This window comes from Paracoccus fistulariae (assembly GCF_028553785.1).
Lineage (GTDB): Bacteria > Pseudomonadota > Alphaproteobacteria > Rhodobacterales > Rhodobacteraceae > Paracoccus > Paracoccus fistulariae.
In genome coordinates, this window is the sequence record NZ_CP067136.1 from 2,236,558 (window position 1) to 2,263,490 (window position 26,933).

General features: G+C 65.4%; 29 protein-coding genes and 1 pseudogene. 26 read left to right on the top strand and 4 right to left on the bottom strand.

Annotated elements, in window-relative coordinates:
* Positions 1–197: 197 nt before the first annotated feature.
* Positions 198–638, bottom strand: coding sequence for a hypothetical protein (locus JHX87_RS11040; RefSeq protein WP_271886720.1), 441 nt, complete (start codon positions 636–638; stop codon positions 198–200).
* A 264-nt stretch (positions 639–902) separates the two neighbouring features.
* On the opposite strand from JHX87_RS11040, the gene JHX87_RS11045 reads away from it, so the two are divergent.
* The gene (locus JHX87_RS11045) at positions 903–2,174 is read left to right on the top strand and encodes a tyrosine-type recombinase/integrase (RefSeq protein ID WP_271886721.1); all 1,272 of its coding nucleotides are present in this window, start codon (positions 903–905) and stop codon (positions 2,172–2,174) included.
* Positions 2,175–2,177: 3 nt separating this feature from the next.
* Here JHX87_RS11045 and JHX87_RS11050 read toward each other — a convergent pair whose 3' ends face one another.
* Positions 2,178–2,780, bottom strand: a complete 603-nt coding sequence (locus tag JHX87_RS11050) for a hypothetical protein (RefSeq protein WP_271886722.1) — start codon at positions 2,778–2,780, stop codon at positions 2,178–2,180.
* Positions 2,781–3,402: 622 nt separating this feature from the next.
* Here JHX87_RS11050 and JHX87_RS11055 point away from each other — a divergent pair.
* The 18 genes and pseudogenes from JHX87_RS11055 to JHX87_RS11140 all read left to right on the top strand — a co-directional run bounded on the left by JHX87_RS11055 (position 3,403) and on the right by JHX87_RS11140 (position 18,806).
* Positions 3,403–3,651, top strand: coding sequence for a helix-turn-helix transcriptional regulator (locus JHX87_RS11055; protein WP_089386171.1), 249 nt, complete (start codon positions 3,403–3,405; stop codon positions 3,649–3,651).
* Complete coding sequence (locus JHX87_RS11060) at positions 3,648–3,887, top strand: hypothetical protein (RefSeq protein WP_089386170.1); 240 nt, start codon at positions 3,648–3,650, stop codon at positions 3,885–3,887. Before JHX87_RS11055 ends, JHX87_RS11060 begins: the two co-directional genes overlap by 4 nt.
* Positions 3,884–4,279 carry a VRR-NUC domain-containing protein gene (locus JHX87_RS11065; protein ID WP_271886723.1) on the top strand — a complete coding sequence of 132 codons (396 nt, stop codon included), beginning with the start codon at positions 3,884–3,886 and terminating at the stop codon, positions 4,277–4,279. The genes JHX87_RS11060 and JHX87_RS11065 overlap by 4 nt, the downstream gene beginning before the upstream one ends.
* Positions 4,276–5,277, top strand: coding sequence for a helix-turn-helix domain-containing protein (locus JHX87_RS11070; RefSeq protein WP_271886724.1), 1,002 nt, complete (start codon positions 4,276–4,278; stop codon positions 5,275–5,277). Before JHX87_RS11065 ends, JHX87_RS11070 begins: the two co-directional genes overlap by 4 nt.
* A 71-nt stretch (positions 5,278–5,348) precedes the next feature.
* Positions 5,349–5,744, top strand: a pseudogene (locus JHX87_RS11075) (DNA cytosine methyltransferase); the annotation flags it as partial.
* A 49-nt stretch (positions 5,745–5,793) separates the two neighbouring features.
* Positions 5,794–6,366, top strand: coding sequence for a DNA methyltransferase (locus JHX87_RS11080; RefSeq protein ID WP_271886725.1), 573 nt, complete (start codon positions 5,794–5,796; stop codon positions 6,364–6,366).
* Positions 6,363–7,043 (top strand): hypothetical protein, encoded by a 681-nt coding sequence (locus tag JHX87_RS11085; protein WP_271886726.1) that lies wholly within the window; start codon positions 6,363–6,365, stop codon positions 7,041–7,043. Before JHX87_RS11080 ends, JHX87_RS11085 begins: the two co-directional genes overlap by 4 nt.
* A 66-nt stretch (positions 7,044–7,109) precedes the next feature.
* Complete coding sequence (locus JHX87_RS11090; protein ID WP_271886727.1) at positions 7,110–8,648, top strand: class I SAM-dependent DNA methyltransferase; 1,539 nt, start codon at positions 7,110–7,112, stop codon at positions 8,646–8,648.
* A complete protein-coding gene (locus JHX87_RS11095) occupies positions 8,645–9,946 on the top strand; it encodes a restriction endonuclease subunit S (protein WP_271886728.1) in 1,302 nt (433 codons plus the stop codon). Before JHX87_RS11090 ends, JHX87_RS11095 begins: the two co-directional genes overlap by 4 nt.
* Positions 9,943–10,374, top strand: a complete 432-nt coding sequence (locus JHX87_RS11100) for a hypothetical protein (RefSeq protein ID WP_271886729.1) — start codon at positions 9,943–9,945, stop codon at positions 10,372–10,374. The genes JHX87_RS11095 and JHX87_RS11100 overlap by 4 nt, the downstream gene beginning before the upstream one ends.
* 15 nt (positions 10,375–10,389) lie before the next feature.
* On the top strand, positions 10,390–11,148 hold the full coding sequence (locus JHX87_RS11105) for an abortive infection family protein (RefSeq protein ID WP_149140662.1): 759 nt from the start codon (positions 10,390–10,392) through the stop codon (positions 11,146–11,148).
* Complete coding sequence (locus tag JHX87_RS11110) at positions 11,148–14,282, top strand: type I restriction endonuclease subunit R (protein ID WP_271886730.1); 3,135 nt, start codon at positions 11,148–11,150, stop codon at positions 14,280–14,282. Before JHX87_RS11105 ends, JHX87_RS11110 begins: the two co-directional genes overlap by 1 nt.
* Before the next feature lie 3 nt (positions 14,283–14,285).
* Positions 14,286–14,678, top strand: coding sequence for a hypothetical protein (locus JHX87_RS11115; RefSeq protein ID WP_271886731.1), 393 nt, complete (start codon positions 14,286–14,288; stop codon positions 14,676–14,678).
* A 398-nt stretch (positions 14,679–15,076) separates the two neighbouring features.
* Positions 15,077–16,339 carry a site-specific DNA-methyltransferase gene (locus JHX87_RS11120; RefSeq protein ID WP_271886732.1) on the top strand — a complete coding sequence of 421 codons (1,263 nt, stop codon included), beginning with the start codon at positions 15,077–15,079 and terminating at the stop codon, positions 16,337–16,339.
* Complete coding sequence (locus JHX87_RS11125; protein WP_271886733.1) at positions 16,336–16,839, top strand: hypothetical protein; 504 nt, start codon at positions 16,336–16,338, stop codon at positions 16,837–16,839. The genes JHX87_RS11120 and JHX87_RS11125 overlap by 4 nt, the downstream gene beginning before the upstream one ends.
* Positions 16,836–18,203, top strand: a complete 1,368-nt coding sequence (locus tag JHX87_RS11130; RefSeq protein ID WP_271886734.1) for a site-specific DNA-methyltransferase — start codon at positions 16,836–16,838, stop codon at positions 18,201–18,203. Before JHX87_RS11125 ends, JHX87_RS11130 begins: the two co-directional genes overlap by 4 nt.
* Entirely contained in the window at positions 18,200–18,409 is a 210-nt protein-coding gene (locus JHX87_RS11135) for a DUF7220 family protein (protein ID WP_271886735.1), read from the top strand. Before JHX87_RS11130 ends, JHX87_RS11135 begins: the two co-directional genes overlap by 4 nt.
* A gap of 190 nt (positions 18,410–18,599) precedes the next feature.
* Positions 18,600–18,806, top strand: a complete 207-nt coding sequence (locus tag JHX87_RS11140; RefSeq protein WP_271886736.1) for a cold-shock protein — start codon at positions 18,600–18,602, stop codon at positions 18,804–18,806.
* Between the two features lie 70 nt (positions 18,807–18,876).
* Here the strand turns inward: JHX87_RS11140 and JHX87_RS11145 are convergent, their stop codons facing one another.
* Both JHX87_RS11145 and JHX87_RS11150 read right to left on the bottom strand, forming a co-directional pair.
* Positions 18,877–19,437 (bottom strand): DUF3489 domain-containing protein, encoded by a 561-nt coding sequence (locus tag JHX87_RS11145; RefSeq protein ID WP_271886737.1) that lies wholly within the window; start codon positions 19,435–19,437, stop codon positions 18,877–18,879.
* Positions 19,438–19,532: 95 nt separating this feature from the next.
* Positions 19,533–19,760 (bottom strand): hypothetical protein, encoded by a 228-nt coding sequence (locus tag JHX87_RS11150; RefSeq protein ID WP_271886738.1) that lies wholly within the window; start codon positions 19,758–19,760, stop codon positions 19,533–19,535.
* 117 nt (positions 19,761–19,877) lie between these two features.
* Between JHX87_RS11150 and JHX87_RS11155 the strand changes: the two genes are divergently transcribed.
* The 7 genes from JHX87_RS11155 to JHX87_RS11185 are packed head-to-tail and all read left to right on the top strand — an operon-like array spanning position 19,878 to position 26,931.
* Positions 19,878–20,414 (top strand): hypothetical protein, encoded by a 537-nt coding sequence (locus JHX87_RS11155; protein ID WP_271886739.1) that lies wholly within the window; start codon positions 19,878–19,880, stop codon positions 20,412–20,414.
* Positions 20,362–22,413 carry a phage terminase large subunit family protein gene (locus tag JHX87_RS11160; protein ID WP_271886740.1) on the top strand — a complete coding sequence of 684 codons (2,052 nt, stop codon included), beginning with the start codon at positions 20,362–20,364 and terminating at the stop codon, positions 22,411–22,413. Before JHX87_RS11155 ends, JHX87_RS11160 begins: the two co-directional genes overlap by 53 nt.
* Entirely contained in the window at positions 22,413–22,628 is a 216-nt protein-coding gene (locus tag JHX87_RS11165; protein ID WP_271886741.1) for a phage head-tail joining protein, read from the top strand. The genes JHX87_RS11160 and JHX87_RS11165 overlap by 1 nt, the downstream gene beginning before the upstream one ends.
* A gap of 2 nt (positions 22,629–22,630) precedes the next feature.
* Positions 22,631–24,127, top strand: a complete 1,497-nt coding sequence (locus tag JHX87_RS11170; protein ID WP_271886742.1) for a phage portal protein — start codon at positions 22,631–22,633, stop codon at positions 24,125–24,127.
* Positions 24,127–25,434 carry a S49 family peptidase gene (locus JHX87_RS11175; RefSeq protein ID WP_271886764.1) on the top strand — a complete coding sequence of 436 codons (1,308 nt, stop codon included), beginning with the start codon at positions 24,127–24,129 and terminating at the stop codon, positions 25,432–25,434. Before JHX87_RS11170 ends, JHX87_RS11175 begins: the two co-directional genes overlap by 1 nt.
* Before the next feature lie 53 nt (positions 25,435–25,487).
* The gene (locus tag JHX87_RS11180; protein WP_181745857.1) at positions 25,488–25,868 is read left to right on the top strand and encodes a head decoration protein; all 381 of its coding nucleotides are present in this window, start codon (positions 25,488–25,490) and stop codon (positions 25,866–25,868) included.
* A 40-nt stretch (positions 25,869–25,908) separates the two neighbouring features.
* Complete coding sequence (locus JHX87_RS11185) at positions 25,909–26,931, top strand: major capsid protein (RefSeq protein ID WP_271886743.1); 1,023 nt, start codon at positions 25,909–25,911, stop codon at positions 26,929–26,931.
* Positions 26,932–26,933: the final 2 nt, after the last annotated feature.

Here is a 26,933-nt window from a genome sequence, read left to right on the forward strand (position 1 = left end):
ATTCAACGCACCCTCCAACCCGCCAGTTACCCCTCGGCCCATCTTGCAGTCCTCTTCCCAATCCTTCCAGCAAGCCATAGTGCGTCGGGTCGAAAAGCTGAAGGATGCGTTCTTTGAGGTTGGATGACCCGCTCCCCTTCCACTGCTGCGTCCTGCAACTAGCCACGACCAGCAGCTTACCGCCGACAGCCCCGCCCCTATCCCTTCGGCGTCACATCCTTCATCCCTTTCTGCAGCAACAGCGCCACCTGTTCTGCAGTGAACTTAAACCCCTGGCCGTCCGGGACTCGTTCGGCTGACACCGGGTATTTCGGGCGGCGGGGGTCGATGCCGGTGATTCTGAACTGCTCGCGGCCGGTGCTGAAAGAGCGGCCGTAATCGGCGGGGGAAAGCCCGAAGGCCTCGGCCAGCGCCTCGAACCGCAACCGCTCAGGATCGAGAGCGCTTCCATCCGGCAGGGGGATCGAGATGCGGAAGGTGGCATCGAACCCCCAACGCAGGTCGACGCCGGTGATGTCGCGCGGCTCAACCACCAGGCCATGACGGGCGGCGACTGTCTCGCAGGCCTTCAGCATTTCGGCTTGCAGGCGCTGGCACAGCACGGGCGTCAGGTTTCTTGGGGGCTTGGTGCTGGGCATGGCAGTTTCACGATTGGGAGCGTGCCGACACGATTACCCCATGGGCGGACCCCGATCAAACGATGGGTACAGATGGTGGCGTGCCTCCGTCTGCTCCCTATCCCGCGCACTGGGCCCGTTCGCCCAACGCCTTGTTCTTCCTGTCCGGAATTGCCCCCCGGCGATCAATTCCGCCTTTCGCCTGTATTCCGGTCCCGGCCCCGTGGTCCGACTTGATAGTGGCGCGGGTCTACGCCTGTGTCACAGGACTTGGAGGCGGGATGCATGGTCAAGAGACTGAAACTCAATGAGAAAACCCTGCGCGAGGCGGAACCGAAGCCCGGCGTCAGCTATCAGATCTTCGATACGGACGTGATCGGTTTCGCCGCGCGGGTGCAGGCTTCCGGGGCGCGGACCTTCACCATCGACTACCGGCACGCCGGGCGGCAGCGGCGGATGACCATCGGGCGCTGGCCGGATTGGAGTGTGACGGCCGCGCGCGAACGCGCCAAGGAACTGCGGCGCGCCATCGACGAAGGGCAGGACCCTCTGGCGGCGCGCGATGAATGGCGAGGGGCCCCGCGCGTCACGGACATGATCGACCGCTACATCGCCGAACACCTTCCGAAACTCGCCAAGACCAATGCGGGCGACCAGGTCTCGATGCTGAAGAAGATGGTGGAACCGGCCTGGGGCAACCGGCTGGTGACGGAGATCACCAAGTCCGACGTCGCGAAGTTCCTAGATTTCGTGGCCGAGGGACGGCCACGTCCCTGCAAAGCGAAGCCCAACAACCGGGCGCGCAAGCTGCAAGGTCACAAGCCCACCCCGATCCGCGCCAACCGCATGGGCGAGGTTCTGCGCAAGATGTTCACGCTGGCGATGGAATGGGAATGGCGGACGGACAACCCGGCACAAGGGTTCCATCGGCGCATCGAACATGCCCGCGAACGGTTCCTGTCGCCCGAGGAACTGACCCGGCTCGCCGCCGTGCTCGATGCCGCCGAGGATCAGCGCGCCGCGGCGATCATCCGCATGTGCATGCTGACCGGCGCTCGTGTGGGCGAAGTGCGGACGGCCCGGTTCGAACAGTTCAACCTCGACTATGCCATCTGGTCGAAGCCTGCCTCGACCACCAAGCAGCGCAAGATCCACCGCGTCCCGATTTCGCAGGACGTCGCGGCCATCGTGCGCCTGCGCCAGCAGGCGGTGCCGAGCGGGAACCCGTGGCTGTTCCCCGGCGATACCGTCGGCCAGCCCGTACGGGAAATCCGCCGATTCTGGGCCAAGGTGCAGAAGGACGCCGGGCTGGCCGACGTCCGCATCCACGACCTGCGCCACACCTTCGCCTCCCTGCTTGTCAGCGGCGGTGCATCGCTGGAAATGATCGGCAAGCTCTTGGGCCACAGCCAGATGCAGACCACCCAGCGTTATGCGCACCTGATGGATTCCCCCTTGCGCGCAGGCGTCGATACGGTGGCCAGTCTCCTGCGCCCGCGGCCCCGCCTTGTGCATGACGCAGCGCAGGACGGAACCGGCTTGCCGAAATCGGCCTGACCTTCACACCGTTTCCTCGCCACGCAGCTTGCGCCAGAGCGATGACAGCCGCTTGCGGATGGTGCTTTCATCCGGCACTTCCCCCGACTTCGAATTCTGGACGAACCAGTCCTGCACCAGCGCAACCAGCGCGGTCTGGGTGTCGGGCACCCCCTTTTCGAACAGGAAAACGGTCAGCCACGCGTACATGGAATCCCAATCGTACCGCGGACTGGCGCCGATGGTGGAGGCCGGGCGGCGCAATAGGTCGCGTTCTTCCTCGAATTGCAGCAACGACCCCGACGCCACCAGCAGGTCTGACGAGCGGATCGGCAGACCATCCGAAGGTTCGGTCACGTGCGCCCAGGTCGCGCTGCCGGGTTTGAGAACGCGCCTCAATCGGCCGATATCGTCGCTCGGCCCGAACCGCCTGAACATGCACATCAGTTCCGCGATGGGCACCTCGACCAAGCCCCCCACGACTTCATCCCCACATCTGACGGGCGGAATGCCTGCGACGACCTTCAGCTGGCCCTCTGCCGCCCAGCCCGCGACATCGGCCGGGGGACAGCCCCAGCGCACGGCAATTTCGTAGATGGAATAGAAGGCGACGGGCGGCAAAGGCATGAACGAACTCCTCTCAGACATACGGCATCCTTCGGCCAAGGCCGTCGGACTGCGGGTTACAAAAACCCGCCGTGCCAAGCACGCGGGTGGACTGGCTGCAGCCCACGTCGTCGAGGAAAACTGCCTGTAATTGGGCACCCCACCCCAAGAGGGGCGGCACCTGGCTTCGGTTGCCTTGTCGATTCTTATGTTCTGCTCAACCACGAATCTACGCATCCTGAAGGCGAACGATCAACCAGAATCCTGCACTGGCGTACCAGAACAAAAAAAGAACTTGTGGATATCATCCAGAACCGTCGGAACCCGACCGGAATGGTCCATTCCGGCAATTCCGGTCCCTGCGAAACCGGCGAAACCGCCTCAGCGCCGCCCAATCAGCCCCAAGCTGTCGGAGCGGTGTCGACGAAGCGCGGATCGTCGCCAGGAAGCGGCGCTTGGAATGCCCTGAGAAGGCTGCGGCAACGCCTGTCGCGTCGCGCGCCAGCCGCTGAAAGTCCAATAATACAAGGGGTGGAATTGGGAGATAGCGGCCAGTTCCACCTTCCGCCTGTCTTCCGGTCCTCACGCTCTGCTTCGCTGAAACCGCCCCCGGCAGAGGGGCGCGAGGCGAACGGAGCAGCCGATGAAGGACATGCAAAACGACCCAGTGGAGGAGGTCCCTGACCTTTTGGCCGACTGGATCAGCCGCGAGCAGTTGGCCCGCGCACTGGATTTGACCACAGACACTTTGTCGCGGTGGGAAGCCCGCCGTCAGGGTCCGCCCTGCACACGCATAGGTCGAAAGATCTTCTATCGCCGCGCCGCCATCCAGGAGTGGATCCGGGCGCAGGAACAGGCTCACCCGGTGCGCAAGACGCGGGGGCGGCCATGACGATCCACCCCCGCAGTTCCGCCTGGCCCGCCGACCGCGTGGCCGAGGCCCGCGCCGTCCTCGCCGATGTCGCACATCACAGCGATCTCCTGATCCGGCTCGCCTGCAACGTGCTGGTCCAACATGGCGAGACCCCGGACGAACGTGCTGATGCCCAGCGCCTTCTGGTGGTCGTTGACGCGCGGCGGCCGGTGCGGCGCGCCCAGCGCGAAGACCAGGGGAGGGCCGTGCGATGAAACGCCGCGGCACCCCCGAGGCCGATTTGCAGCGTGCGGTCGTGCAGGCGCTGCGCATCGCCCTGCCCCGCAGCGCCATCATCCACCACTGCGCCAACGAGGTGACCGAGGCCGGGCCCCGCGGGGCGAAGCGCCAGGCGATCCTTGTCGGCATGGGCGTCCATGCCGGGTTCGCCGATCTGATGGTGCTCTGCGACGGCCGCGTCCTGTTCCTCGAACTGAAGGCTCCGAAGGGGCGATTGCGGCCGGAACAGGAGGCGTTCCGCGATGCGGTGCGGGCGCATGGGTTCGGCTGGGCGCTGGTGCGCAGTCTCGACGAGGCGCTGGGCGCGCTGGCCGATCAAGGCTTCACCACGCGTATCGCTCCTGCCCCGCGGAGGCCCGCGCCATGAGTCACGAGGCCACCAACTGGGCCATCAAGCAGCGCGGATTGAAGCCGACGACCAAGATCGTGCTCTGGCACCTCTGCGACCGGTTCAACCCCGACTACGGCTGCTTCCCCTCACAGGACCGGCTGGCGCATGACTGCGAGATCAGCCGATCAACGCTGAACGATCACCTTGGCCAGCTGGAGGCCGTGGGTCTGCTGCGGCGGGTGCCGCGGCTGGACCCTGTGACCAAGCGCCAGCTGCCCACCCGCTACATCCTGGGGTTTGAGCCGGGCTTCACACCTGTGGCTGTGGTGCCGTGTCCGGAAACCGGACACGGACAGGATCAGGACGTAGAAAGCCGCGACAGTACCGATGTTTGTGACGATGACGCCATGGCCGATGCCTTGCCGTGTCCGGATTTCGGACACGGGGATGAGGCGAGTCCCGTGTCCGATTTTTCGGCCGAGCCGTGTCCGGAAAATCCCGAAAGCCGTGTCCGGATTTCGGACACTAACCCTGTAAGGGAACCTCTAAGTAAACCAGTAAAGGAGGAGGAGGGCGCGCAGGCGCGCGAGGCGATCTCCGATGAGGTCTTCGGGAACCTGATCGAGGCGCTGGGCCTCGACCCCGCCGCCCTGCCCGGCTGGTGGCAAGGCTGGCCGCCTCGGCTGCACGTCCAGCGCTGGCGCGATGAACTCGGACTGACCGAGGCGGAGATCATCGCCACGGCCGAGGCATCCCGCCAGGAGCATCCCGAACCGCCCGATGGGCCGAAAGCACTGGATCGCGCCATGCAGCGCGCCGCCCAGCGCAAGGTCGAGGATGCCGGGCGCAAGCGCCGGAAGGCGAAGACGGCCCCGGCCACGAAGCCGATCACCGACCTCCCCGCCTTCTACGCCGATCTGGTCAACTCCGACCGCTATCTGCCGGTCAGCGCGATCAGCAACACCATGCGCGATGCGATGCTGGCGAGGGGGCTGGTCACGCCCGAACGCCTGCGCGAGCGCGGGGTGCGGTGAATGGCATGGTGTCACGTCCCCGGTACGGATTGTCCCTCTGCGCAGGCGGCGGAGGACTTGATCTGGGCCTCATGCTCGCCGAACCCGGCTATCACACCCGCGCCTTCGTCGAATGGGAAGCCTGGCCAAGGGCGGTCCTCATCGCCGCCCAGCGCGCCGGGTATTTCGCCCCAGCCCCGATCTGGACCGACCTGCGCAGTTTCGACGCCCGCCCTTTCCGTGGCGCATTCGATGCCGTCCTCGCAGGCTACCCTTGCCAGCCCTTCAGCGCGGCCGGAAAGCGTGGCGGCGCGGACGATCCCCGCCATCTCTGGCCCGACGTCGCCCGCGTCATCCGCGAATGCCGCCCGGAATGGGTCTTCCTGGAAAACGTCGCCGGTCACGTCACCCTCGGGCTCGAGACTGTCCTGCGAGAGCTTTGGGGCATGGGCTACACGCCTGCGGCGGGCCTGTTCTCGGCGGCAGAGGTCGGCGCGCCGCACGAGCGGCTCCGCATCTTCATCCTGGCCCACACCGATGAGCCTGCACCCCGGCACCGGCCGCTACAACCCGGCCGGGAACAGCGACTTCACCCGGAAGGCGGAAGCGCTGGCGCTGGGCATCGCGAAAGCCCTGCCGAACCACTGGCCGACCCCGGCGGCGCAAAACTGGAAAGGGTCGAGCGAGGCGAGCATCACCCGCACCGACGGCAAGTCCCGGATGGACCTGCTGCACTACCGGGCGGAGCAGGGCTTCACCCGCCCGGCCCCGGCGACCTCGCCGGATGGGCCGCGGTCCTCGCCGCACGCCCCGATCTCGCGCCCGCTCTGGGCTTCGATGATTGCCTTGCATGGGCGCGCCGTCTCGCGGCGGATCCTGAGGGGCCGGTCGCGGCGGCGGCTGAACCCGCTCTTCGTCGGATGGCTGATGGGCTGGCCCATCGGGCACGCGCTCTGCGCCTGCTCGGTAACGGAGTTCACCCTCTGGCAGCAGCACATGCGTGGCGCTCTCTCGCAGCTGCCCATGGCCTCGGGCCCGTGGATCTGGCGGCCGATGGATGCAGCCCAGCGCCCGGCACAGATGGATTTCCTTGAAGGATTGCAGCCATGAGTTTCCACGGCCGCGTCAGCGGCACCAGGATCAAGCGCGCGCTGGGCGTGCAGGCGGCGCTGGAATGGGCCTTCCGGATCGAACAGGCGCAGCTGGAACTGCCCCTGCCCCCGGACGTCACCGAGGAAGGTTTCGGCTTCGGCCTGGAATACGTCCTCCTGCAACGCGCCGTGCTGGGCTGCAAGATCGACGGCGGACAGCACAAGATCGGCGGCTACACCCACGAGGACGCCGAGGTCATCGCCGCCACCGTCGCCGGGATCCCCGACACCCTCGGCGGCAAGCGCATGGCGATCCGCGTCGCCGAACTGGCCCGCGCCGGGCTGACCCCAGACTGGATGCCCGGCGCCGTCCCGCGCTGCGTGCCCAACATCGTGAAGCAGAACCAGCACGGCACGCATGCGGGGGCCATCGTCGTAGGCACGGAGCGCATCCGTGTTCGTGGCCCGGGCGCGCGCGCCACTTGGAAGACCATCGACATCCTGGCCTGCCCGGTCACCTTCTCGCCCCACCCGCAGCAGATCGACGCTGCCCGTCGCGGCTATGACGACTGGTGGCAGGCGCTGGGCTGGGTGCGGGACGGGCTGATCATGGGCGGTATGTTGCGGGAGGTCGAGGTGACGGCGGCGATGCCGAAGGCGCGCCCGTGGGAAAGATCACAGCCAAGCCGCTGTTAGCGGCTGGATTTCGCCCTCCGGCTGAAATACCGTCTGGAAAAGACTTACCGCGGGGCAGATTTCACAATGGCATCAATCGACAACGGCTCGGACCTCGGCATTGAAGCCGCCCTCTTTAAAGCCGCGGACAAGCTGCGTGGCAACATGGAGCCGTCCGATTACAAGCACGTCGCCCTTGGTCTGATCTTCCTCAAGCACATCTCGGACGGGTTCGAGATGAAACGCCAGGCGCTGCTGACCGAATACCCCGAGGGCGCCGAGGATCCCGACGAATACCTCGCCGACAACATCTTCTGGGTGCCGCCCGAGGCGCGCTGGTCGCATCTGCAGGCCAGCGCCAAGCAACCCAACATCGGCAAGTTGATCGACGAGGCGATGATCGCCATCGAAAAGGTCAACCCCTCGCTCAAGGGCGTTCTGCCCAAGGACTACGGCCGCCCGGCCCTCAACGCCGTCATGCTGGGCGAACTCATCGACCTGATCTCCGGCATCGCGCTGGGCGAGGGAAAGGACAAGGCGCGCGACCTCTTGGGCCGGGTCTACGAATATTTCCTCGGCCAGTTCGCGGGCAGCGAGGGCAAGCGCGGGGGTGAGTTCTACACCCCCCGCTCGGTCGTGCGCACCATGGTTGAGATGCTGGAACCCTACAAAGGCCGCGTCTATGACCCCTGCTGCGGATCGGGCGGCATGTTCGTGCAATCGGAAAAGTTCGTCGAGGCGCACGGCGGTCGTCTGGGCGACATCGCCATCTACGGGCAGGAATCGAACTATACCACGTGGCGGCTGTGCAAGATGAACCTCGCCGTGCGCGGCATCGACGCCGACATCCGCTGGAACTCCGAGGGCACCTTCCATAAGAACGAACTGCCTGACCTGCGCGCCGATGTGATCCTCGCCAACCCGCCCTTCAACATCTCGGACTGGGGCGGCGAGCGGCTGCGTGAGGATGCGCGCTGGAAATATGGCATCCCGCCCGCGGGCAACGCCAACTTCGCCTGGCTGCAGCACATCCTGCATCACCTGTCCCCCACCGGCACGGCGGGGGTGGTGCTGGCGAATGGCTCAATGTCCTCCACCCAGTCGGGCGAGGGCGAGATGCGCCGCGCCATGATCGAGGGCGAGGTCGTGGATTGCATGATCGCCCTGCCGGGGCAGCTGTTCTATTCCACCCAGATCCCGGCCTGCCTGTGGTTTCTGGCGAAGGACAAGTCGAACGGCATCGCGCGGGACCGCAAACTGCGCGACCGGCGCGGCGAGGTGCTGTTCATCGACGCCCGCAAGCTGGGCTTCATGGTGGACCGCACGCGGAAAGAGTTTTCCGATACCGACATCGCCCGCATCGCGGACACCTACCACGCCTGGCGGCTGGGCGAGGGCTATGCCGACGTGCCGGGCTTCTGCAAATCGGCGAGCCTTGAGGAAATCCGGTCCCACGGCCACGTCCTGACCCCGGGCCGCTATGTGGGGGCCGAGGCGGCGGAGGAGGACGAAACGCCCTTTGCCGAACGGTTCGCCGCGCTTCAGGAGCAACTGGAGGCGCAGTTTGCCGAGGCCGCCGAATTGACGGAGACGATCCGGGCGCGGCTGGCGGGGATTGGGCTTTGAGGGAGGGGTGGCATAAGGCTACGATCGGCACGCTGATTAGCTCAGGTGCGATTCAGGTCCACAAAGACGGCAATCATGGCGCAAACTACCCGCGCGTAGATGATTTTGGCACTGATGGTCTGCCGTTCCTAACGGCCAAATCCATCTCGGATTGGACCATAGACTATCAAGGTGCTCCACGCCTTTCTCGCGAAAAGGCAAAAACCTTCAAGTTCGGCTTTGTCGAAGGTGGAGATGTACTGCTTTCTCATAACGCCACCGTTGGAAGAGTAGCCATTGTCCCAGAAGGTCAAGAGACAGCGGTTATCGGGACATCGCTCACCCAGTTCCGGGTTGACCGCTCAAGAATACTCCCTGAGTTTCTCGCGCTCTATTTTTCGAGCCGAGAATTTCAGGAACAGCTTAGCTTTGTGATGGCGCAGACGACAAGAAACCAAGTGCCCATCACGGAGCAACGCAAGCTGCCTATTCAGCTACCTGAACTTGGCGCTCAGCAAGCGATCGTTGATGTCGCCTTTGGGCTCATCGACAAGATCGAGTTGAACCGGAAGATGAACGCCACGCTCGAGGCCATGGCGCGGGCGCTGTTCCGCGACTGGTTCGTCGATTTCGGCCCCACCCGCGCCAAGATGGAAGGCCGCCCCCCCTACATCTCCCCCGATCTCTGGTCGCTCTTCCCAAACCGCCTCGACGCCGAGGGCAAGCCGGAGGGGTGGGAGGTGCGCTCGGTCTATGACTTCGCCAACGTCGTTTACGGCGCCCCTTTTGCGTCGAAGCAGTTCAACACAGATAGCGCTGGAATTCCGCTGATCCGTATCAGGGACCTCGCCACCCACGAACCCGGTGTGTGGACAGAAGAGGTTCACCCCAAAGGCCATCTGATCGAACCCGGAGATATTGTGGTCGGCATGGACGGCGAGTTTCGTTTGCACGTCTGGAAAGGCGCGCCCGCTTGGCTGAACCAGCGCGTATGCCATTTTGAACCGCGGCCCGGTGTTCCGACAGCATTCTTGGCCGAAGCCCTGATCGAACCTCTCGCGTTTTTCGAACGTGGCAAAGTCGGCACGACGGTTATCCATCTCGGCAAGGGCGACATCGACACCTTCCGGCTGCTTCACCCGGGAACGGAACTGCTATCTGCATTCGGCGAGATCGCCCGGTCGTTGATCGATGCAACAGTGAAGAACGCAACCGAATCCCGCACCCTCGCCCAGACCCGTGACCTCCTCCTGCCGCGCCTGATGTCGGGGGAGTTGCGGGTGGCCGACATCAATTCCGAAGAGGCGGAACACGCATGACAGAGGGTTCACGAGCCAACCTCAAGCGGGCCATCGTCTCCCGTCTGGACAGCATCGCCGAGGAACATCGCCTAGGCCATCAAGCCGCCTATGCCAACAGATACAAGATGCGGTCGCTCCATGATGCACCGATCGAGCTGATGTTCGAAAAGCACCCCGAAACCGAGCCTCATCTGTGGGCGCTGGCAGCGCAAGTCGCCGCGATTCCTAAAGGCTCCCTCGTTGCAGAGCCTTATCCAAAGGCGGACCTCTACAAAGTTCCGGCGAAGGGCGGCGGCATGCAGTATGGACGCCATTCCGCACTGGAAGACATGACCTTACTCGGCCGAGCCGATCTGGTCCGTTTCACCCTGCGCAGTGTCGCGGATCTTGATGTTGTCCTGTCGGCCGTCATGCAGGCGAAGCGTCAAGTTAGCGGTGGCGACTGATGGAGTGTCGGGCGAATGAGTAGCGATTGGTATCCGGGCATCGAGCAGTTCTGCGACCATTGGAAACATGCCCCGATGCTCCAACAGACATTTGAAACGCTGAAACAGACCTTTGCCGATGGCAATGATGCATGCATTGACGCTTCAAAAAGCCTTGTCGAATGTGCTTGCCGTGTCATCATCGAGACCCTGGATGATCCCGTGAACCCAATCAAGGATTGGAAAAACAGCCCAATCAAAGGTGAGAGCCCAAGCTTTAACAATTGGGTGTCGGCTGGCCTTATGCTGCTGGAAATCCAATCAGTCCGCGATGATCCATTCAGCAAGGTGATTTCAAGGCATTTCGATCTGGTGGACGCCTTGGGAAAGTTCCGGGACAAAGCAGGACCAGTAAGCCACGGCAAAGAAGGCTTCGCAAAAAAACTTTCAGCCCACCACCGCCGGGCAGCAGTGCTTGCCGCTGATGCGCTCGTGACGTTCCTGCATGAGGCTTATCTCGAGCGCGAATCCGATCCAGGCACTACGCTTGAGCCTTACGAACGTTTCCCCAACTCGAATGCCCTCATCGATTTTCACGTCGAGGCTGAGGCTGCCAGCAGTGAGGATGGGTGGCTGGATGTAACCCTGCGACTGCCGGGGGGAGAAACGCTGGACCTCACGGTAGAGCCCTCCCGCCTGCTTTTTGGCGTCGATCGTGAAGCCTACAAATATGTGCTGGGTTTGTGCCGTGATGCTTCGCTGCCTCCCGTGACAGACGATGAGGAGGCGGCCTGATGGCGACCCTGACCGAAGCGGAAGTCGAAGCCGTCCTGCTCGATCAGTTGGGCGCGCTGGGCTATGTTTGCCTGAACGATTCGGTTTCGGGCCCAGACGGCCATACACCCGAGCGCGACGCATACTCCGACACGATCCTTGCCGGGCGCCTCCGCGAGGCAATGGCGCGGCTGAACCCGCAAATTCCCGAGGATGCGCGTGAGGATGCGTTGCGGCGCGTGGTGGCCAGCGACCGCCCCTCGCTGATCGAGGAGAACCGTCGCCTGCATCGGTTCATGATCGAGGGCGTTCCGGTGGAATATCGGGCCGAGGATGGCACGATCCGCGGCGATGCCGTGCGGCTGGTGGACCCTGAGGATGCGCTGAACGACTGGCTGGCCATCGCGCAGTTCACTGTGATCGAGAACGGCAACAACCGGCGCCCGGATGTGGTGGTGTTCCTGAACGGTCTGCCGGTGGGTGTGATCGAGGTGAAGAAGCCAGGGGCCGAGACCGCCACGCTGGGCGCAGCGTTCAACCAACTGCAGACCTACAAAGCGCAGATCCCATCGCTCTTCCGGGCCAATGCCGTGCTTGTCACGACCGATGGCGTGCAGGCGCGCATCGGCTCCCTGACCGCCGATCTGGAACGTTTCATGCCCTGGCGCACCACTGATGGCGCTGGTGTTGCGCCCAAGGGCGCGCCGGAAATGTCGGTGCTGATCGACGGGGTCTTCGCGCGGCCGCGCCTCTTGTCGCTGATGCAGGATTTCACAGTCTTTGGAGACGCGCCCAGTGGCATTGCCAAGATCATCGCGGGTTATCATCAGTTCCACGCCGTGAAGCGGGCCGTGGCCAGCACGGTGGAAGCCAGCCGTTCCGGGGGCGACCGCAAAGTGGGGGTGATCTGGCACACGCAGGGATCGGGCAAGAGCCTGCTCATGGCCTTTTACGCGGGCCAGCTGGTGCGTGAACCCGCGATGGAAAACCCGACCATCGTGGTGATCACCGACCGCAACGACCTTGACGACCAGTTGTTCGGCACCTTCTCCATGTGCCGTGACCTGATCCGCCAGACCCCGGTGCAGGCCGACAGCCGCGAGGATCTGCAAAAGGCGCTGTCGCGCGCCTCGGGCGGGGTGGTGTTCACCACGATCCAGAAATTCGCGCCGGAGAAGGGCGAGGCCTATCCGCTGCTGACCGACCGCCGCAATGTGGTCGTCATCGCGGACGAGGCGCACCGTAGCCAGTATGGGTTCAAGGCCCGGATCGAGAAATCCGGTGAAATCGCCTATGGCTTCGCCAAGCACCTGCGCGACGCTCTGCCCAATGCATCCTTTATCGGCTTCACCGGCACGCCGATCGAACAGGACGATGTGAACACCCCTGCTGTGTTCGGCCATTACATCGACGTCTATGATATCAGCCGCGCCGTCGAGGACGGGGCGACCGTCCCGATCTATTACGAAAGCCGGTTGGCGCGCATCGAACTGCCCGACGCTGAAAAACCGAAGGTTGATGCCGAAATCGAGGAACTGACCGAGGACGAAGCCGTCAGCGAACAGGAACGCCTGAAGCGGAAATGGTCGACAGTCGAGGCGCTTGTCGGAGCGGAAAAGCGGTTGCGCATGGTGGCCGAGGATCTTGTCGCCCATTTCGAGGCGCGAGTGCAGGCGATGGACGGCAAGGCCATGGTGGTCTGCATGAGCCGCCGCATCTGCGTCGACCTCTACAACCAGATCGTCGCACTGCGGCCCGACTGGCATTCCGAGGACGACAATGCCGGGCTGGTGAAGATCGTGATGACCGGCTCAGCCTCGGATCCTGAAGCCTGGCAACCCCATATTGGCGGGAAGGCCCGGCGCGACTTGCTTGCCAAGCGGGCTAAGGATCCGAAGGACCCCCTGAAGCTGGTGATCGTGCGGGACATGTGGCTGACCGGCTTCGACAGTCCCGCCATGCACACGATGTACATCGACAAGCCGATGCGGGGCCACGGGCTGATGCAGGCCATCGCCCGGGTGAACCGAGTCTTTCGCGACAAGCCCGCGGGGCTGATCGTCGACTATATCGGCATCGCCCAGAACCTGAAGTCCGCGCTGGGCCAGTATTCCAAGTCCGACCAGGAACAGGCAGGGATCGACGAGGCCGAAGCTGTCGCCGCCCTTCTGGAACGACTAGACGTCGTGCGCGCCATGTTCCACGGCTTCGATTATGCACATGGGCTGACCGGCACCCCGCACCAACGGCTTGTCGCCTTGGCAGAGGCACTGAACTGGATCTTGGCCAAACAGGACGAAGCTGCCCAGCGCGAAACCGACAAAGAAGCCAAGAAGGCGGCGCACCGCAGATATCAGGATGCGGTGCTGGCACTCTCGAAAGCATTCGCTCTCTGCTCGGCAAGCGACACCGCGCGCGAGGTTCGCGACGAAGTGGGCTTCTTCCAGACCGTCCGAGCGGCGATGATCAAGGCTTCCGGCACCTCCGGCCGTTCGGTCGTCGATCGTGATCTGGCCATCCGCCAGATCGTCAACGGTGCCGTCGCCTCGACCGAAATCGTCGACATCCTGTCCGCGGCGGGGCTGTCGTCACCCGACATCTCCATTCTGTCGGATGAGTTCCTTGCCGAAGTCGGGCAGATGGAGAAGAAGAACCTCGCCCTCGAAGCACTGAAGAAACTCCTGAACGACGAGATCCGGTCGCGCAGCCGGTCGAATGTGATCGAGACCCGCAAGTTCTCGGAACGGCTGGAAGAAGCCATCGCGCGCTACCACACCAATGCCATCAGCACGGTCGAGGTGCTGCAGGAACTCATTGCCCTGGCCAAGGACGTGCGAGACGCCCGCAGCCGAGGAGAGGAATCCGGGCTGACACCCGAGGAAGTCGCGTTCTACGACGCGCTGGCTGACAACCAGAGTGCAGTTGACGTGCTCGGCAACGACCAGCTGAAAATCATAGCCCATGAACTGCTGAAGGGACTCAAGGCCAACGTCAGCATTGACTGGGCGCACCGCGACAGCGCTAGGGCGAGACTGCGGGTGCTCGTGAAGCGCATCTTAAGGAAATTTGGTTATCCGCCAGACCTCGAGGATGCCGCAGTGCGCGGTGTCCTAGCGCAGGCCGAGGCGATGCTGTCGGAAATGTCGGGGTCATAGGTCGTGGCAACCAAGCTGATGCGAACTCTGATACCGCTACTGGCCATCGCGGCCGCTTCGCCAGCTCTGGGACAGAGCTTCTCTTGTCGAATAGGCACGCAGCCCGCTTGCCTGGACTACGGCGACAAGGTTTGCTCGAGCAGCGGAATGTGCGTCGACCGCAACGCTGCCTGCTTCGATCAGTACCAGTGCAACTACGAGGGGTTCACCTGCAAATCAAACGTAACCGAATGCGTCGAAGCACATGATTCCCTTCTGCGCAAACACAATGAGCTGGTCGACGATTTCAACGAGAATCTCGAGATTGCCAAGAAGATGGCAGCGCGGCTGGACGACATTGAAAGCTGCCTGATCTATGCCAGTACGCTCGAAGATGCGAAGCTATGTGCGCAATGATCCCCCCCTCCTCTGGTTCCTCCCCGGACCTGAACGTATGCGGGGGGGCGCAGCGCGGCGGTTCGCTAGCGTGAGGCGTTTTCACCGGGGAAGCCAGGCGGAAGCCACCTTGTGCGCTGATGCCGGAATTCGTGAGTCAGATCAGCGACTTGCGGAATCACGATCTGGCCGGGGTGGATTCCCGGCGGGAAGCCAGGGAATCCACCTCCGGGGAAGCCAGGTGGCCGGAAGCCACCGCCGAAAGCCAATTTGCTAGAAGCTTTTGAATCCGCTTCACTTTTTGGGTTGACAGATGTGCCCCCATTGACCTACCCCTTGATCATCGAAGAATTGCGCCCGGAGGAACCCCCTCGCGGGCGCTTTTCAATTACCCTCCCACACATCCCGAGCCCCGCCCCATGGACCTCGTCTTCGCGCCGAGCCAGATCGAAACCTGGCCGATTGCCCGGCTGCGCCCCTATGCCCGCAATGCCAAGATGCATGGCGACGACCAGGTGGCGAAGATCGCCGCCAGCATGGCCAAGTTCGGCTGGACCGTGCCCTGCATGGTGGCCGACGACGGCGAGCTGATCGCGGGCCATGGCCGCGTGCTGGCCGCGACCATGCTCGGGCTGACCGAGGTGCCGGTGATCCGGCTCAGCCACCTCGACGAGGCCGAGCGCCGGGCCTACCGGATCGCCGACAACAAGCTGACGGAACTGGGCGAATGGGACGAGGCCATGCTCCGCGACGAGATCGCAGGGCTGCTGGCCGAGGTTTTCGACCTGACACTCCTTGGCATCAGCGACGATGACCTCGACGCGCTGCTGCGGGATCCGGAGGCGCTGGGCGGCGATGGTCCGGTCGAGGGCGAGGACGATGTTCCGGAAATGCCGGTCACGCCGGTGTCGCTGCCGGGCGATCTCTGGCAACTGGGCGCGCACCGGCTTATCTGCGGCGACAGCACTGCGGCCGATGTGGTCGGGCGGCTGCTGGGCGATGTGCGCCCCCAGCTGATGGTCACCGACCCGCCCTATGGCGTGGAGTACGATCCCTCCTGGCGCAACGCCGCGGGCGCAGCCAAGACCAAGCGCACCGGCAAGGTGCTGAACGACGACCGGGCAGACTGGCGCGAGGCATGGGCGCTGTTCCCCGGCGACGTCGCCTATGTCTGGCACGGCGCGCTGCATGCCGGGACGGTGGCAGACAGCCTGACGGCCGCGGGTTTCGCTATCCGGTCGCAGATCATCTGGGCGAAGGACCGGCTGGTCCTCAGCCGCGGCGACTATCACTGGCAGCACGAACCCTGCTGGTATGCTGTGCGCGCCAAGGGAAAGGGTCACTGGGCCGGGGACCGCAAGCAGACCACGCTGTGGCAGATCGCCAACCGGGATCAGGATGCCGACACGGTCCACGGCACCCAGAAGCCGGTCGAGTGCATGCGCCGTCCGATCCTTAACAACTCGAGCCCCGGCCAGGCGGTCTATGAGCCTTTCATGGGATCGGGCACAACACTGATCGCGGCCGAAACCACCGGGCGGGTGTGCTTCGGCGTGGAACTGAACCCGGCCTATGTCGATGTCGCCATCGAGCGCTGGCAATCCTTCACGGGTCACGAGGCGGTGCTGGCGGAGACCGGCGAGACTTACGCCGCCCTCAAGTCCAGGAGACTGGCGGCATGAACTGCACCCTTGCCCTCCGGTACGCCGCAACCAGCCATGACGAAGTCGCCGCCCTTGCCAGCGCGGTGACCGAGTTCCAGGAGAAGATTCGCGACGCGAAGGGCTATCCCCGGATCAATGCGTTGCAACAGGATTTGCAGGCGACGCGCCAGCGCCTGGCCGTGCTGTTCGGCGAACGCCATGGCTGGCACCTGTCCAAGTCCGCCTTCTCGCCCTCGGTGCTGGCGCGGGGCGGATTGTTCAACGGGCGCGGCTATCACGTCGATCCCTGGCCGCGCGAGCTTGTCGACCACGGGTATTTCTACCGCAGGGACCGGAAGGCCGCCGCGGTGGCCGCGCATCTCTACGGTACTTTCGATGCCGCGAAGCGTCAGGACACCGAGGCCACGGCTGCGCTTCACGGGCTTCGCGCCACCTGGCCCGAGGATTTCCCGAGCTGGTATCTCCCCGGCCGAACCACGCTGATAGTCTGCACACCGCTGGCTGGACCTACGTCATGATCATGCCACCCGGCCGGATCGAACTCTGGCCCCTGGCCCGTCTCCGGCCTTACGCCCGCAACGCCAAGACCCACGATGCCGACCAGGTGGCGAAGATCGCCGCCAGCATGGCCGAGTTCGGCTGGACCGTGCCCTGCCTCGTCGCCGCGGATGGGGAGTTGATCGCGGGCCATGGCCGCATCCTGGCCGCGGCCCGGCTGGGTCTGGCCGAGGCGCCGGTGATCGTGCTGGGTCATCTGACAGAGGCTCAGCGCCGCGCCTATCGGATCGCCGACAACAAGCTGACCGAACTGGGCGGATGGGACGAGGCACTGCTGCTCGAGGAACTGCGGGGCCTGATCGCCGCGGACTTCGACCTCGGGCTGATCGGGATCCCCGAGGACGAGCTGGACGCTCTGCTGCACGATGCCGACGACCGCGCGTCCATCGACGATGACACAGCCGACACCATCCCGGAGGCCCCGGCCGAACCTATTACCCGCCCCGGCGACATCTGGCAGCTCGGGCATCACCGCCTGATCTGCGGCGATGCCACCGACCCGGCCGTGGTGGCGCGGCTGATGGACGCGGCGCAGGCCTCGCTGATGTTCACCTCGCCGCCCTATGCGCAGCAGCGCGACTATGGCGCGGCGAAGGAGAAGGTCGGCGATTGGGATGCCCTGATGCAGGGTGTCTTCGCCGCGGCGCCCGTCACCCACGATGCCCAGCTGCTGGTGAACCTAGGCATCGTCCATCGGGACGGCGAGTGGATCCCCTATTGGGAGGGCTGGCTCGACTGGATGCGCGCGCAGGGCTGGCGGCGGTTCGGCTGGTATGTCTGGGACCAAGGGCCCGGCCTGCCCGGCGACTGGAACGGGCGGCTCGCCCCGTCGCACGAGTTCATCTTCCACTTCAACCGCCAGCCTCGGAAGCCGAACAAGACGGTCGAGAGCAAGCACGCGGGCGAAACCCTCGGCGGCGGCGGCCTGCGCGGTGCGGATGGCAGGGTCCACCGCAAGACCGGTTACGGCAACGCGATCCAGAGCCATCGTATCCCCGACTCTGTGTTCCGCATCATGCGCCACAAGGGCGGGCTGGGCGCCGCCGGATCGCACCCGGCCGTGTTCCCCGTGGCACTGGTCGAGGCGGTTCTGGAAGCCTTCACCGACCCCGGCGACCTGGTGTTCGAACCCTTCTGCGGCTCCGGCACCCAGCTGATCGCGGCTGAACGCACCGGGCGGCACTGCTGCGCGGTGGAACTGGACCCGGTCTATTGTGACGTCGCCATACGGCGGTGGGAGATGGCGACGGGGCGGACGGCCAGCCGAATCACGGAAGCCGAGGCGGCGACAACGCCTGCGCGCCGGTCGAGAAAGCGCGCATGACCCAGTCCCGCCGCATGTCTCTGATCGAGGCCGCAACAAACGTGATCGTCGGCTATGCCCTCGCGGTCGGACTGCAGATCGCGGTATTTCCGGTCTTCGGCATTCACATCGCGCTGGGCGATAAGCTGGCCATCGGCCTGGCGTTCACCGGCGTATCGCTGGTGCGCGGCTATGTCTTAAGGAGGATGTTCGGACGATGGCGCTGAACTGCCGCGCCAGCGTTCGAGGGTTTATTCTGGCCCGCACCTTGTAATCACGCTGACCGATGGGCACTTGGGTAAGGCAATGCCTCATCTTTCGACCTTCTGTCTCCTCACGGCTTCAGTTGCGACTCTGACGACACTGAGCCGGGCCACCGCGATGTTGCGGGTGGCACACAAACAAGGAGACATCACGATGGCCAATGGCACCGTGAAATGGTTCAACGCCACCAAGGGTTTCGGTTTCATCGCTCCGGCGCATGGCTCCAAGGACGTGTTCGTCCATGTGAGCGCGATGGAACGCGCCGGGATCCGTCAGCTGAATGACGGCCAGGCCGTGACGTTCGACATGGAAACCGACCGCAATGGTCGGGAATCCGCGACGAACCTCGTCCTCGCCTGAACGCAAGTTCGGTAGACATGACGATTGGAGCGGGGGTGACGAAAGTCGCCCCCGCTTCTTCATTTGCGTGTCACTGCGGCGAGAGACGGTAGACCGTCCCCCTGCCCTCGACCTTCTCTGCGGCGATGGGCAGGCCCAGCTTCTTCTTGATCGCCCCGGAAATGGCACCCCTCGCGGTGTGGGCTTGCCAAGACGTCGCCGCGACAATCTCGGCGACCGTCGCGCCCTCAGGGCGCTGGAGCATGGCGATGATCTGCGCCTGCTTGGTGCCGGGACGAATGGCGACGGGTTTCGCTACATCGTCAGGCGTTTGCGCCTGTCCCGGCTTCGGCTTCGCCTTCCGCGCACTTGCTACGGCGCTGACCACCACCGGCTCTATCCCGATGGCCTCGAGCCCGGCCTCGGTGGCGATCAGCGTGGTGCCGTGGCCATCGCCGGTCTCGCGCCACATCGGCTCGCCGCGGCGCAAGTTGGCCTCGACTTCCTCGAGCCAGCCGCGGGCGATCATCTTGCCGACCACCATCTTGGCGGCGGCGCCGACCAGCCTCTCGGGTAGCGGCAAGGCGAGGTTGCCGGGCCGGGTGGAAGCGCGGGACAGGATCAGGGACTGGGTGTCGGATGGGGTGGTCATCGAGGCCTCCGGGCGCCGTGGCGCGCGGCGTGCGCGCCTTCTACGGAGGCAAGCCCCATCACCAGACGGGGCGGCCGTCGTGCCACGTGGGCGCGTCAGGCGGCGTGTTCGCCTTCCTTGAAGGCGCTATCGGTAATCTGGCGCAGCAGACCCGCGTAGAGCTTCAGGGTGCCGACATGGCCCCAATGGATCTCGTCGGGGTGGGTCTCGAAGTGGTCGTCGCTGAGGGCCTTCAGGCGCTCCAGCATGGTGTCGATCTCGGCCCTGGCGGCGATGAAGGCGTCGAGGGCTTTGGAATTGTCGGCGGCGCGACGGGTGGTCATGGCGGTGGCATCCTTCGGTGAGTTGCATCGTTCCCTTGGGATCAGACTCGCTCTTTCGCGCCCTCTAATCAACTGAATACCAAGCAATATCATTGGGTTGATCGGATTATCTGCGCCATGAAGGGCATGAGCGAACGCGAGTATGCTGCGCATTCCGGCCTGTCCCGCGGCGGGGTGCAGAAGGCGCGCAAGAACGGGCGGCTGGTGATCCATGACGACGGGTCGATCAACGCAGCGGCCTCGGATGTGCGGCGGGCGGAAATGACGGACCCCGACCAGCAACGCCGGTCGCTTGGTGGCGATGGGCTGGCCAGCGGCCCCGGTGACACGACGTCCTACATCAAGGCCCGCACGGCGCTCACAGTTTACGCGGCGCAGGAACGCCAGCTGGCCGTCCAGAAGAAGAAGGGCGCGCTGGTCGACCGCGCGCGGGCGGAAACGCTGGTGTTCCGGCTGGCGCGGCAGGAACGGGATGTCTGGGTCACCTGGCCCGGACGGGTGGCCGCACTGATGGCGGCGCAGATCATGGCGGAGATGGAACGGCAATCCGGGGCATCGGTGACGATCGAGACCGCGATCATGCAGAGGGTGCTGGAAGCCCATGTCCGCGAACAGCTCGACGCCCTCGCCGACCTCCGGGTCTCGCTTGCATGATGAGGATGACGACAACGACCTGACGGCCGACCTCGACCTCGGCTTCGACGGTGCCGAAGACCTTCTGAGGGTCTGGCGGCAGGGGATGCGCCCCGACCCGAACCTGACGGTCTCGGAATGGGCGGATCAGCATCGCTGGCTGTCGTCACGCGGCGCGGCCGAGCCGGGGCGCTATCGCACCGCCCGGGCCCCTTATCTGCGCGAGATCATGGATGCGCTGTCCCCCGGCCACCCGGCCCAGCGCATCACCTTCATGAAGGCCGCGCAGGTGGGCGCGACCGAGGCCGGGAACAATTGGATCGGTTTCGTCATCCACCACGCGCCGGGACCGATGCTGGCGGTGCTGCCGAGCCTCGAATTGGCGAAGCGCACCTCACGGGGCCGTCTTGATCCCCTGATCGCGGACAGCCCGGCGCTGCGCGAGCGGGTGAACCCGGCGCGGTCGCGGGATGCCGGGAATTCGATGCTGTCGAAGGAATTTCCCGGCGGCATCCTGGTGCTGACCGGTGCCAACTCCGCCACCGGCCTGCGGTCGATGCCCGCGCGCTATGTGTTTCTCGACGAGGTCGACGCCTATCCGGCCTCGGCCGACGAGGAAGGCGATCCGGTCACCCTGGCCGAGGCCCGGACCACCACCTTCTCGCACCGGCGAAAGGTGTTCATGGTCTCGACGCCCACGATTCGGGGGCTGAGCCGGATCGAGCGGGAATTCGAGGCGTCCGACCAGCGGCGCTACTTCGTGCCCTGCCCGCATTGCGGCGCGATGCAATGGCTGCAGTTCGACCGCCTGCGCTGGGCGAAGGGGAAGCCGGAAACCGCCGCCTACCATTGCGAGGGCTGCGAACGACCCATCGCCGAGCACCACAAGACCGAAATGCTGGCCCGAGGCGAATGGCGGGCAACATCCGTGTCAACAGACCCGAAAGCCATCGGCTTCCACCTCTCGGCGCTCTACTCGCCCTTGGGCTGGAAAAGCTGGTCCGACGTCGCGCGGGAATGGCTGGCGGCCCAAGGGTCGGACGAGACGCTGCGCGCCGCGCGTAACACGCTTCTGGGCGAGACATGGGTCGAAAGCGGCGACGCACCGGAATGGCAGCGGCTGGCGGATCGGCGCGAAGCGTGGAAGCCGGGCACGGTCCCCATGGCCGGGCTGTTCCTGACGGCCGGGGCAGACGTGCAGAGGGACCGGATCGAGGTCGATATCTGGGCCTGGGGCCGGGGTCTCGAGTCCTGGCTTGTCGATCACATCGTCATTCCGGGCGGGCCTGACGCCCCAGAAGCCTGGGACAAGCTGACCGCCTTGCTCGGGCGCAGTTGGCAGCATGCCAACGGCGCCTTCATGACCGCGGCGCGGCTCGGCATCGACACCGGCTACGAGGCTGCGGCGGTCTATGCCTGGTCCCGCAAGGTTGGCTTCGAACAGGTGGCCCCGTTGAAGGGGCTTGAGGGCTTCAACCGCGCCGCTCCAGTTTCTGGCCCTACCTATGTCGATGCCACCATCGGCGGGAAACGGCTCCGCCGCGGGGCGAGGCTCTGGTCTGTGGCCACGGCGACGTTCAAGGCGGAAACCTACCGGTTCCTGCGGATCGAACGCCCCTCGGACGAAGACCGGGCGCTGGGCGTTCTCGATGCGCCAGGGACCGTGCACATCCCCGGCTGGGCTGACACCGAATGGCTGAAGCAGCTGGTGGCCGAGCAGCTGGTCACGATCCGCAACAAGCGCGGCTATGCCCATCAGGAATGGCAGAAGATGCGCGAGCGGAACGAGGCGCTGGACTGCCGGGTCTACGCCCGTGCTGCGGTGTGGATCCTCGGCGCCGACCGGTGGGACGAAGCCACCTGGCGGCGGCTCGAGGCGCAAGCTGGCGTGGAAACGCGCATGCCCACGGCCACCGCAACCGACAGCGCCACACAAGACCCGGCCCAGCCCAAGGCCGGAACACTGACCACGCCACGCCGGAAACGGCGGGCCTACACCCCGAATTTCATGAGGGACTGATGGACCTGGAACGCATGCAGGCCCTGCTCACGGCACTGCAGGAAGCCCGTTTCGCCGGGCTGCGCAGCGTCAGCTACGACGGCAAGACCGTGACCTATGGCTCGGACGCCGAACTGGCCGCGGCCATTCGCGATCTCGAGGCGCGGATTGCAGCGGTCAGCGGCGCCTCTGCCCGCCGCCGTCGTTGGGGCACCGTGGCCACGAAGGGTCTGTGACCATGGTGCTCGACGCCTTCCGCGCGCGCCTCGGGTCCATCATCGGCGGGTTCGATGCGGCGCAATCCCACCGGCGCATGCGCGGGTTCCGAGCGACCCGCGCCCATGTGAACACGCTGATTGCGGCCTCGGGCGAGACGATCACCGCCCGCGCGCGCTGGCTGGTCCGGAACAACGGCTATGCCGCGAACGCGGTCGATGCTTTTGCCAATCATGTCGTCGGTGACGGGATCAAGCCGTCGTCGAAGGTCGCTGATGCCGCGAAGAAGGAGGAGCTGCAGAAGCTCTGGCTCGCCTGGACGGACGAGGCCGACGCCGAGGGGCTGACCGACTTCTTCGGCCTGCAGCGTCGGGCCGCGCGAGAGGTGTTCCTCGCGGGTGAGGTATTCCTGCGCATCCGCACGCGGCGTCCCGAAGATGGTCTGACGGTGCCGATGCAGCTGCAGATGCTGCCCTCGGAAATGCTGCCCCAGGACATGACCCGTGTCCTGCCCGGTGCCGGGTCGATCCGGCAGGGCATCGAGTTCGACGGCATCGGGCGGCGCGTGGCCTATCATTTCCTGCGCCGCCACCCCGGCGACATGACCGATCCGGGCCTGGCGGGCGAGACGGTGCGCGTGCCCGCGTCCGAGGTGATCCACATCCTCGACCCTGTAGAGGCGGGCCAGTTGCGCGGCGTGTCGCGCTTCGCCGCGGCGGTGGTGAAGCTCTTCACCCTCGACCTCTATGACGATGCGGAGCTGGAGCGGAAGAAGACCGCGGCGATGTTTGCGATGTTCATCACGTCGCCCGCCCCGGAAACCGCCCTCGATCCGGCCGAGGATGATCTGGAGGTGGAACCGGGCCAGGTCGTGCGGCTCGATCCCGGCGAGGATGTCACCACGCCCTCGACACCGGATTCCGGGTCCACTTATGAACCCTTCCAGTACCGCACGCTCCTGCAGATCGGCGCGGCGCTGGGCGTGCCCTATGGCTATCTGACGGGCGATACCGCGAAGGGGAACTTCTCGAACACCCGGATCGCGCTGGTCGACTTCCGCCGCCGCATCTCGGCCTTCCAGCATTCAGTGATGGTCTATCAGCTCTGCCGCGCGGTCTGGACGCGGTGGATGGATATGGCCGCGCTGGCGGGGGCCATCGACCTGCCGGGATATGCGACCGACCGGCGGCAATACCTCGCTTGCGACTGGCTCCCCACGAAATGGGACTGGATCGACCCGGCCAAGGACGCCGCGGCGGAAATCCTGCAGATCGAAGCAGGCCTGAAATCCCGGACGCAAGCCATCGCGGAGCGGGGATACGACGCAGAGCAGGTCGACCACGAAATCGCGGCCGAACGAAAACGCGAGGCGGAACTGGGTCTCGACTTCCGGCGGCCGGGATCCCCGGCACAGGCGGCGGGTGGTGGCGCGCAGGATGACCCAACTGAGAAGCCGGAAGACCCTGATGCCGCAGAGGATGGCGAGGACCGGGAACCCCGGCCCGCGGAGGACGCATGATGCACCACACCCAGATCGCTCAGCGCGTCTTCAACACACCCCTGATGGTCGATCCTGCCAAGGCGCTGGCCTTCCTGTCCGGGCTGGGGCCGCGGATCGTGGGGCGGGAAGTCAGCATCGATGGGCTGGAGATCAATGCCGAGGATCAGCATGCGGCCACCCTGCCCGCCCGGGCGTCGCTCTTCGGCGACGACCTGACCAACCGACAGGCGCGAAATGGTGGCCACCCCTTCGCCGTGGTGGACGGGATCGCGGTCATCGAAATCGCGGGCACGCTGGTGCACCGCGGCGCCTGGATCGGTCAGTCCTCGGGGCTGACATCTTACGAGGGTATCGCCGCCCAGCTTCAGGCGGCACTGGCCGATCCGGCGATCCGTGGCATCGCGCTCGATATCGACAGCTTCGGTGGCGAGGTGGCAGGGGCCTTCGATCTGGCGGATCGCCTCCGCGCCGCGCGTCAGGTCAAGCCCGTGCAGGCCTTCGTCGCCGACCACGCCCTCTCGGCCGCCTATGCGCTGGCTTCGCAGGCCGACCGGATCATCCTGCCGCGCACCGGCGCAGTCGGTAGCATCGGCGTTGTGGCCATGCACAGCGACATGAGTGGAGCGCTGGACCAGAAAGGCATCGCCGTCACGCTGATCCACGCAGGCGCGCGCAAGGTCGATGCGAACCCCTATCAGCCTCTGCCCGAGGCCGTCCGCGAACGGATCGCAGGCGAGTTGGAAGACCACCGCCAGCTCTTCGCCGAAACCGTCGCCGAAGGTCGTGGCCGCCGCCTCGACACGCTTCAGGCGCTCGCCACTGAGGCCGCCGTGTTCCGCGGCGAGGCGGCCGTCTTTGCCGGTCTTGCCGACGAGGTGGCCGATCCCGTCACCGCCTTCCGCGCTTTCGCCGCCGCACCCCGCGGCACAACCACCCCCAGAGGAAAGGGCCCGATGATGACCACTGCCCCCGAAGATCATGCGCAGCCTGCGGCCGCGCCCGCCGCCAACACGCCGGAACCGGCCGCGCCCGCGGCAGTCGCACCGCCGCAGAAGGCGACGGCCGCGATGTCGCCCGAGGCGATCCGCGCTGAGGCGGCCGAGGTCGCGCAGGTTTGCGCGCAGGCCGCGCGCCTCGGCGTCCAGATCGATGCCGCCGATGCCGTCGCCAAGGGCGTGAAGCCGGAAGCTCTGCGCGCCAAGATCCTCGCCGATCTTGCGGCCCGCAGCGATGCCGCGGGCATCATCGCCACCGCCCCGGCCACTGGCGCGAAGGAAAGCCCCATCGTCGCGGCCGCGAAGAAATCGGCCGCCGCCTCGCGCTGACAATTTTGCCCGCGCTGGGCGCCCCCATCCCCCAACATCCTGGAGACTGAACCATGCCCGTCCTGACGGAACCGCCCAGCATGGGCGATGTCCTCAAATATGAGGTCAACCCGAACTACACCCGCGAGGTGGTGACGCTTCTTGCGGGCATGCCCTATCCCGTGGGCTCGGTGCTCGGGAAGATCACGGCGAGCGGCAAATACACCCTGTCGCCCGCGACCGGGGCCGACGGATCGCAGGTCGCCACTGCCGTCCTGCTCTATGCCGTCGATGCGACGCTGGCTGACGCGACCGGCATCGTGCTGGTCCGCGGCCCCTCGATCGTGTCGCGCGCGGCCCTCGCCTACGGCGCCACCGTCGATGACGGCACCAAGATCGCCGCGAAACTCACCCAGTTGTCCACCGTCGGCATCATCGCCCGCGACGGCGCCTGACGCTCAACATCACGCTTCCCCATTCCCCCGGAGCATCCCCATGACCCTCGTCCGCAATCCCTTCGACGCTGGCGGCTACTCGCTGGCCGAGATGACGCAGGCCATCAACATCCTGCCCAACCTCTACACCCGCCTTGCCCAGATCGGCCTCTTCCGCTTCGAAGGGGTCAGCCAGCGCTCGGTCATCATCGAGCAATACGAGGGCGTCCTGAGCCTTCTGCCCTCCGTCCCCCTCGGTGGCCCCGCCACGGTCGGTACGCGGGAGGGCCGCTCGATGCGGTCCTTCGCCCTGCCGTGGATCCCGCATGACGACGTGGTACTGCCCGCCGACATCCAAGGCGCACCCGCGCTGGGCGCCTTCGATGCTGCCGATCCCCTCGTCGAGGTGATGAACCGCAAGCTTCTGCTGATGCGCCGCAAGCATGCCCAGACCCGCGAATACATGGAGATGAACGCGCTGCGCGGCATCGTGAAGGATGGCGCGGGCACCACCCTCTACAACTACTTCACCGAATTTGGCCTGCCGCAGATTTCGGTCGACTTCGTCCTCGGCACCGCAGGCACCAACGTGCAGGGCAAGGTCCGCGAGGTGCTGCGCGCCATCGAGGACAACCTTCTGGGCGAGGCCATGACCTCGGTCCATGCGTTGGTCAGCCGCGAGTTCTTCGACAAGCTGATCGCGCATCCCAAGACCGAGGAGGCCTACAAGTTCTACGCCTCGACCGGCGCCCAGCCGCTGCGCGAGGATGTCCGTCGCAACTTCCCCTTCGGCGGCATCCTCTTCGAGGAGTACTCGGGGACAGTCACCCTCTCGACCAAGGCCACCGAACGGCTGGTCCCCGCGAACGAAGGCATCGCCTTCCCCTTGGGCACGATGGACACCTTCACCACCTATGGCGGTCCGGCGAACCTGCTGGAAACGGCCAACACCATCGGCCTGCCCCTCTACGCCCGCCAGCATCTGGACGAGAAGGGCCGCTGGATCGACGTGATGACCGAGGCCTCGATCCTGCCGGTGAACAAGCGGCCGCGGCTGGCGATCCGCCTGCATACGTCGAACTGACG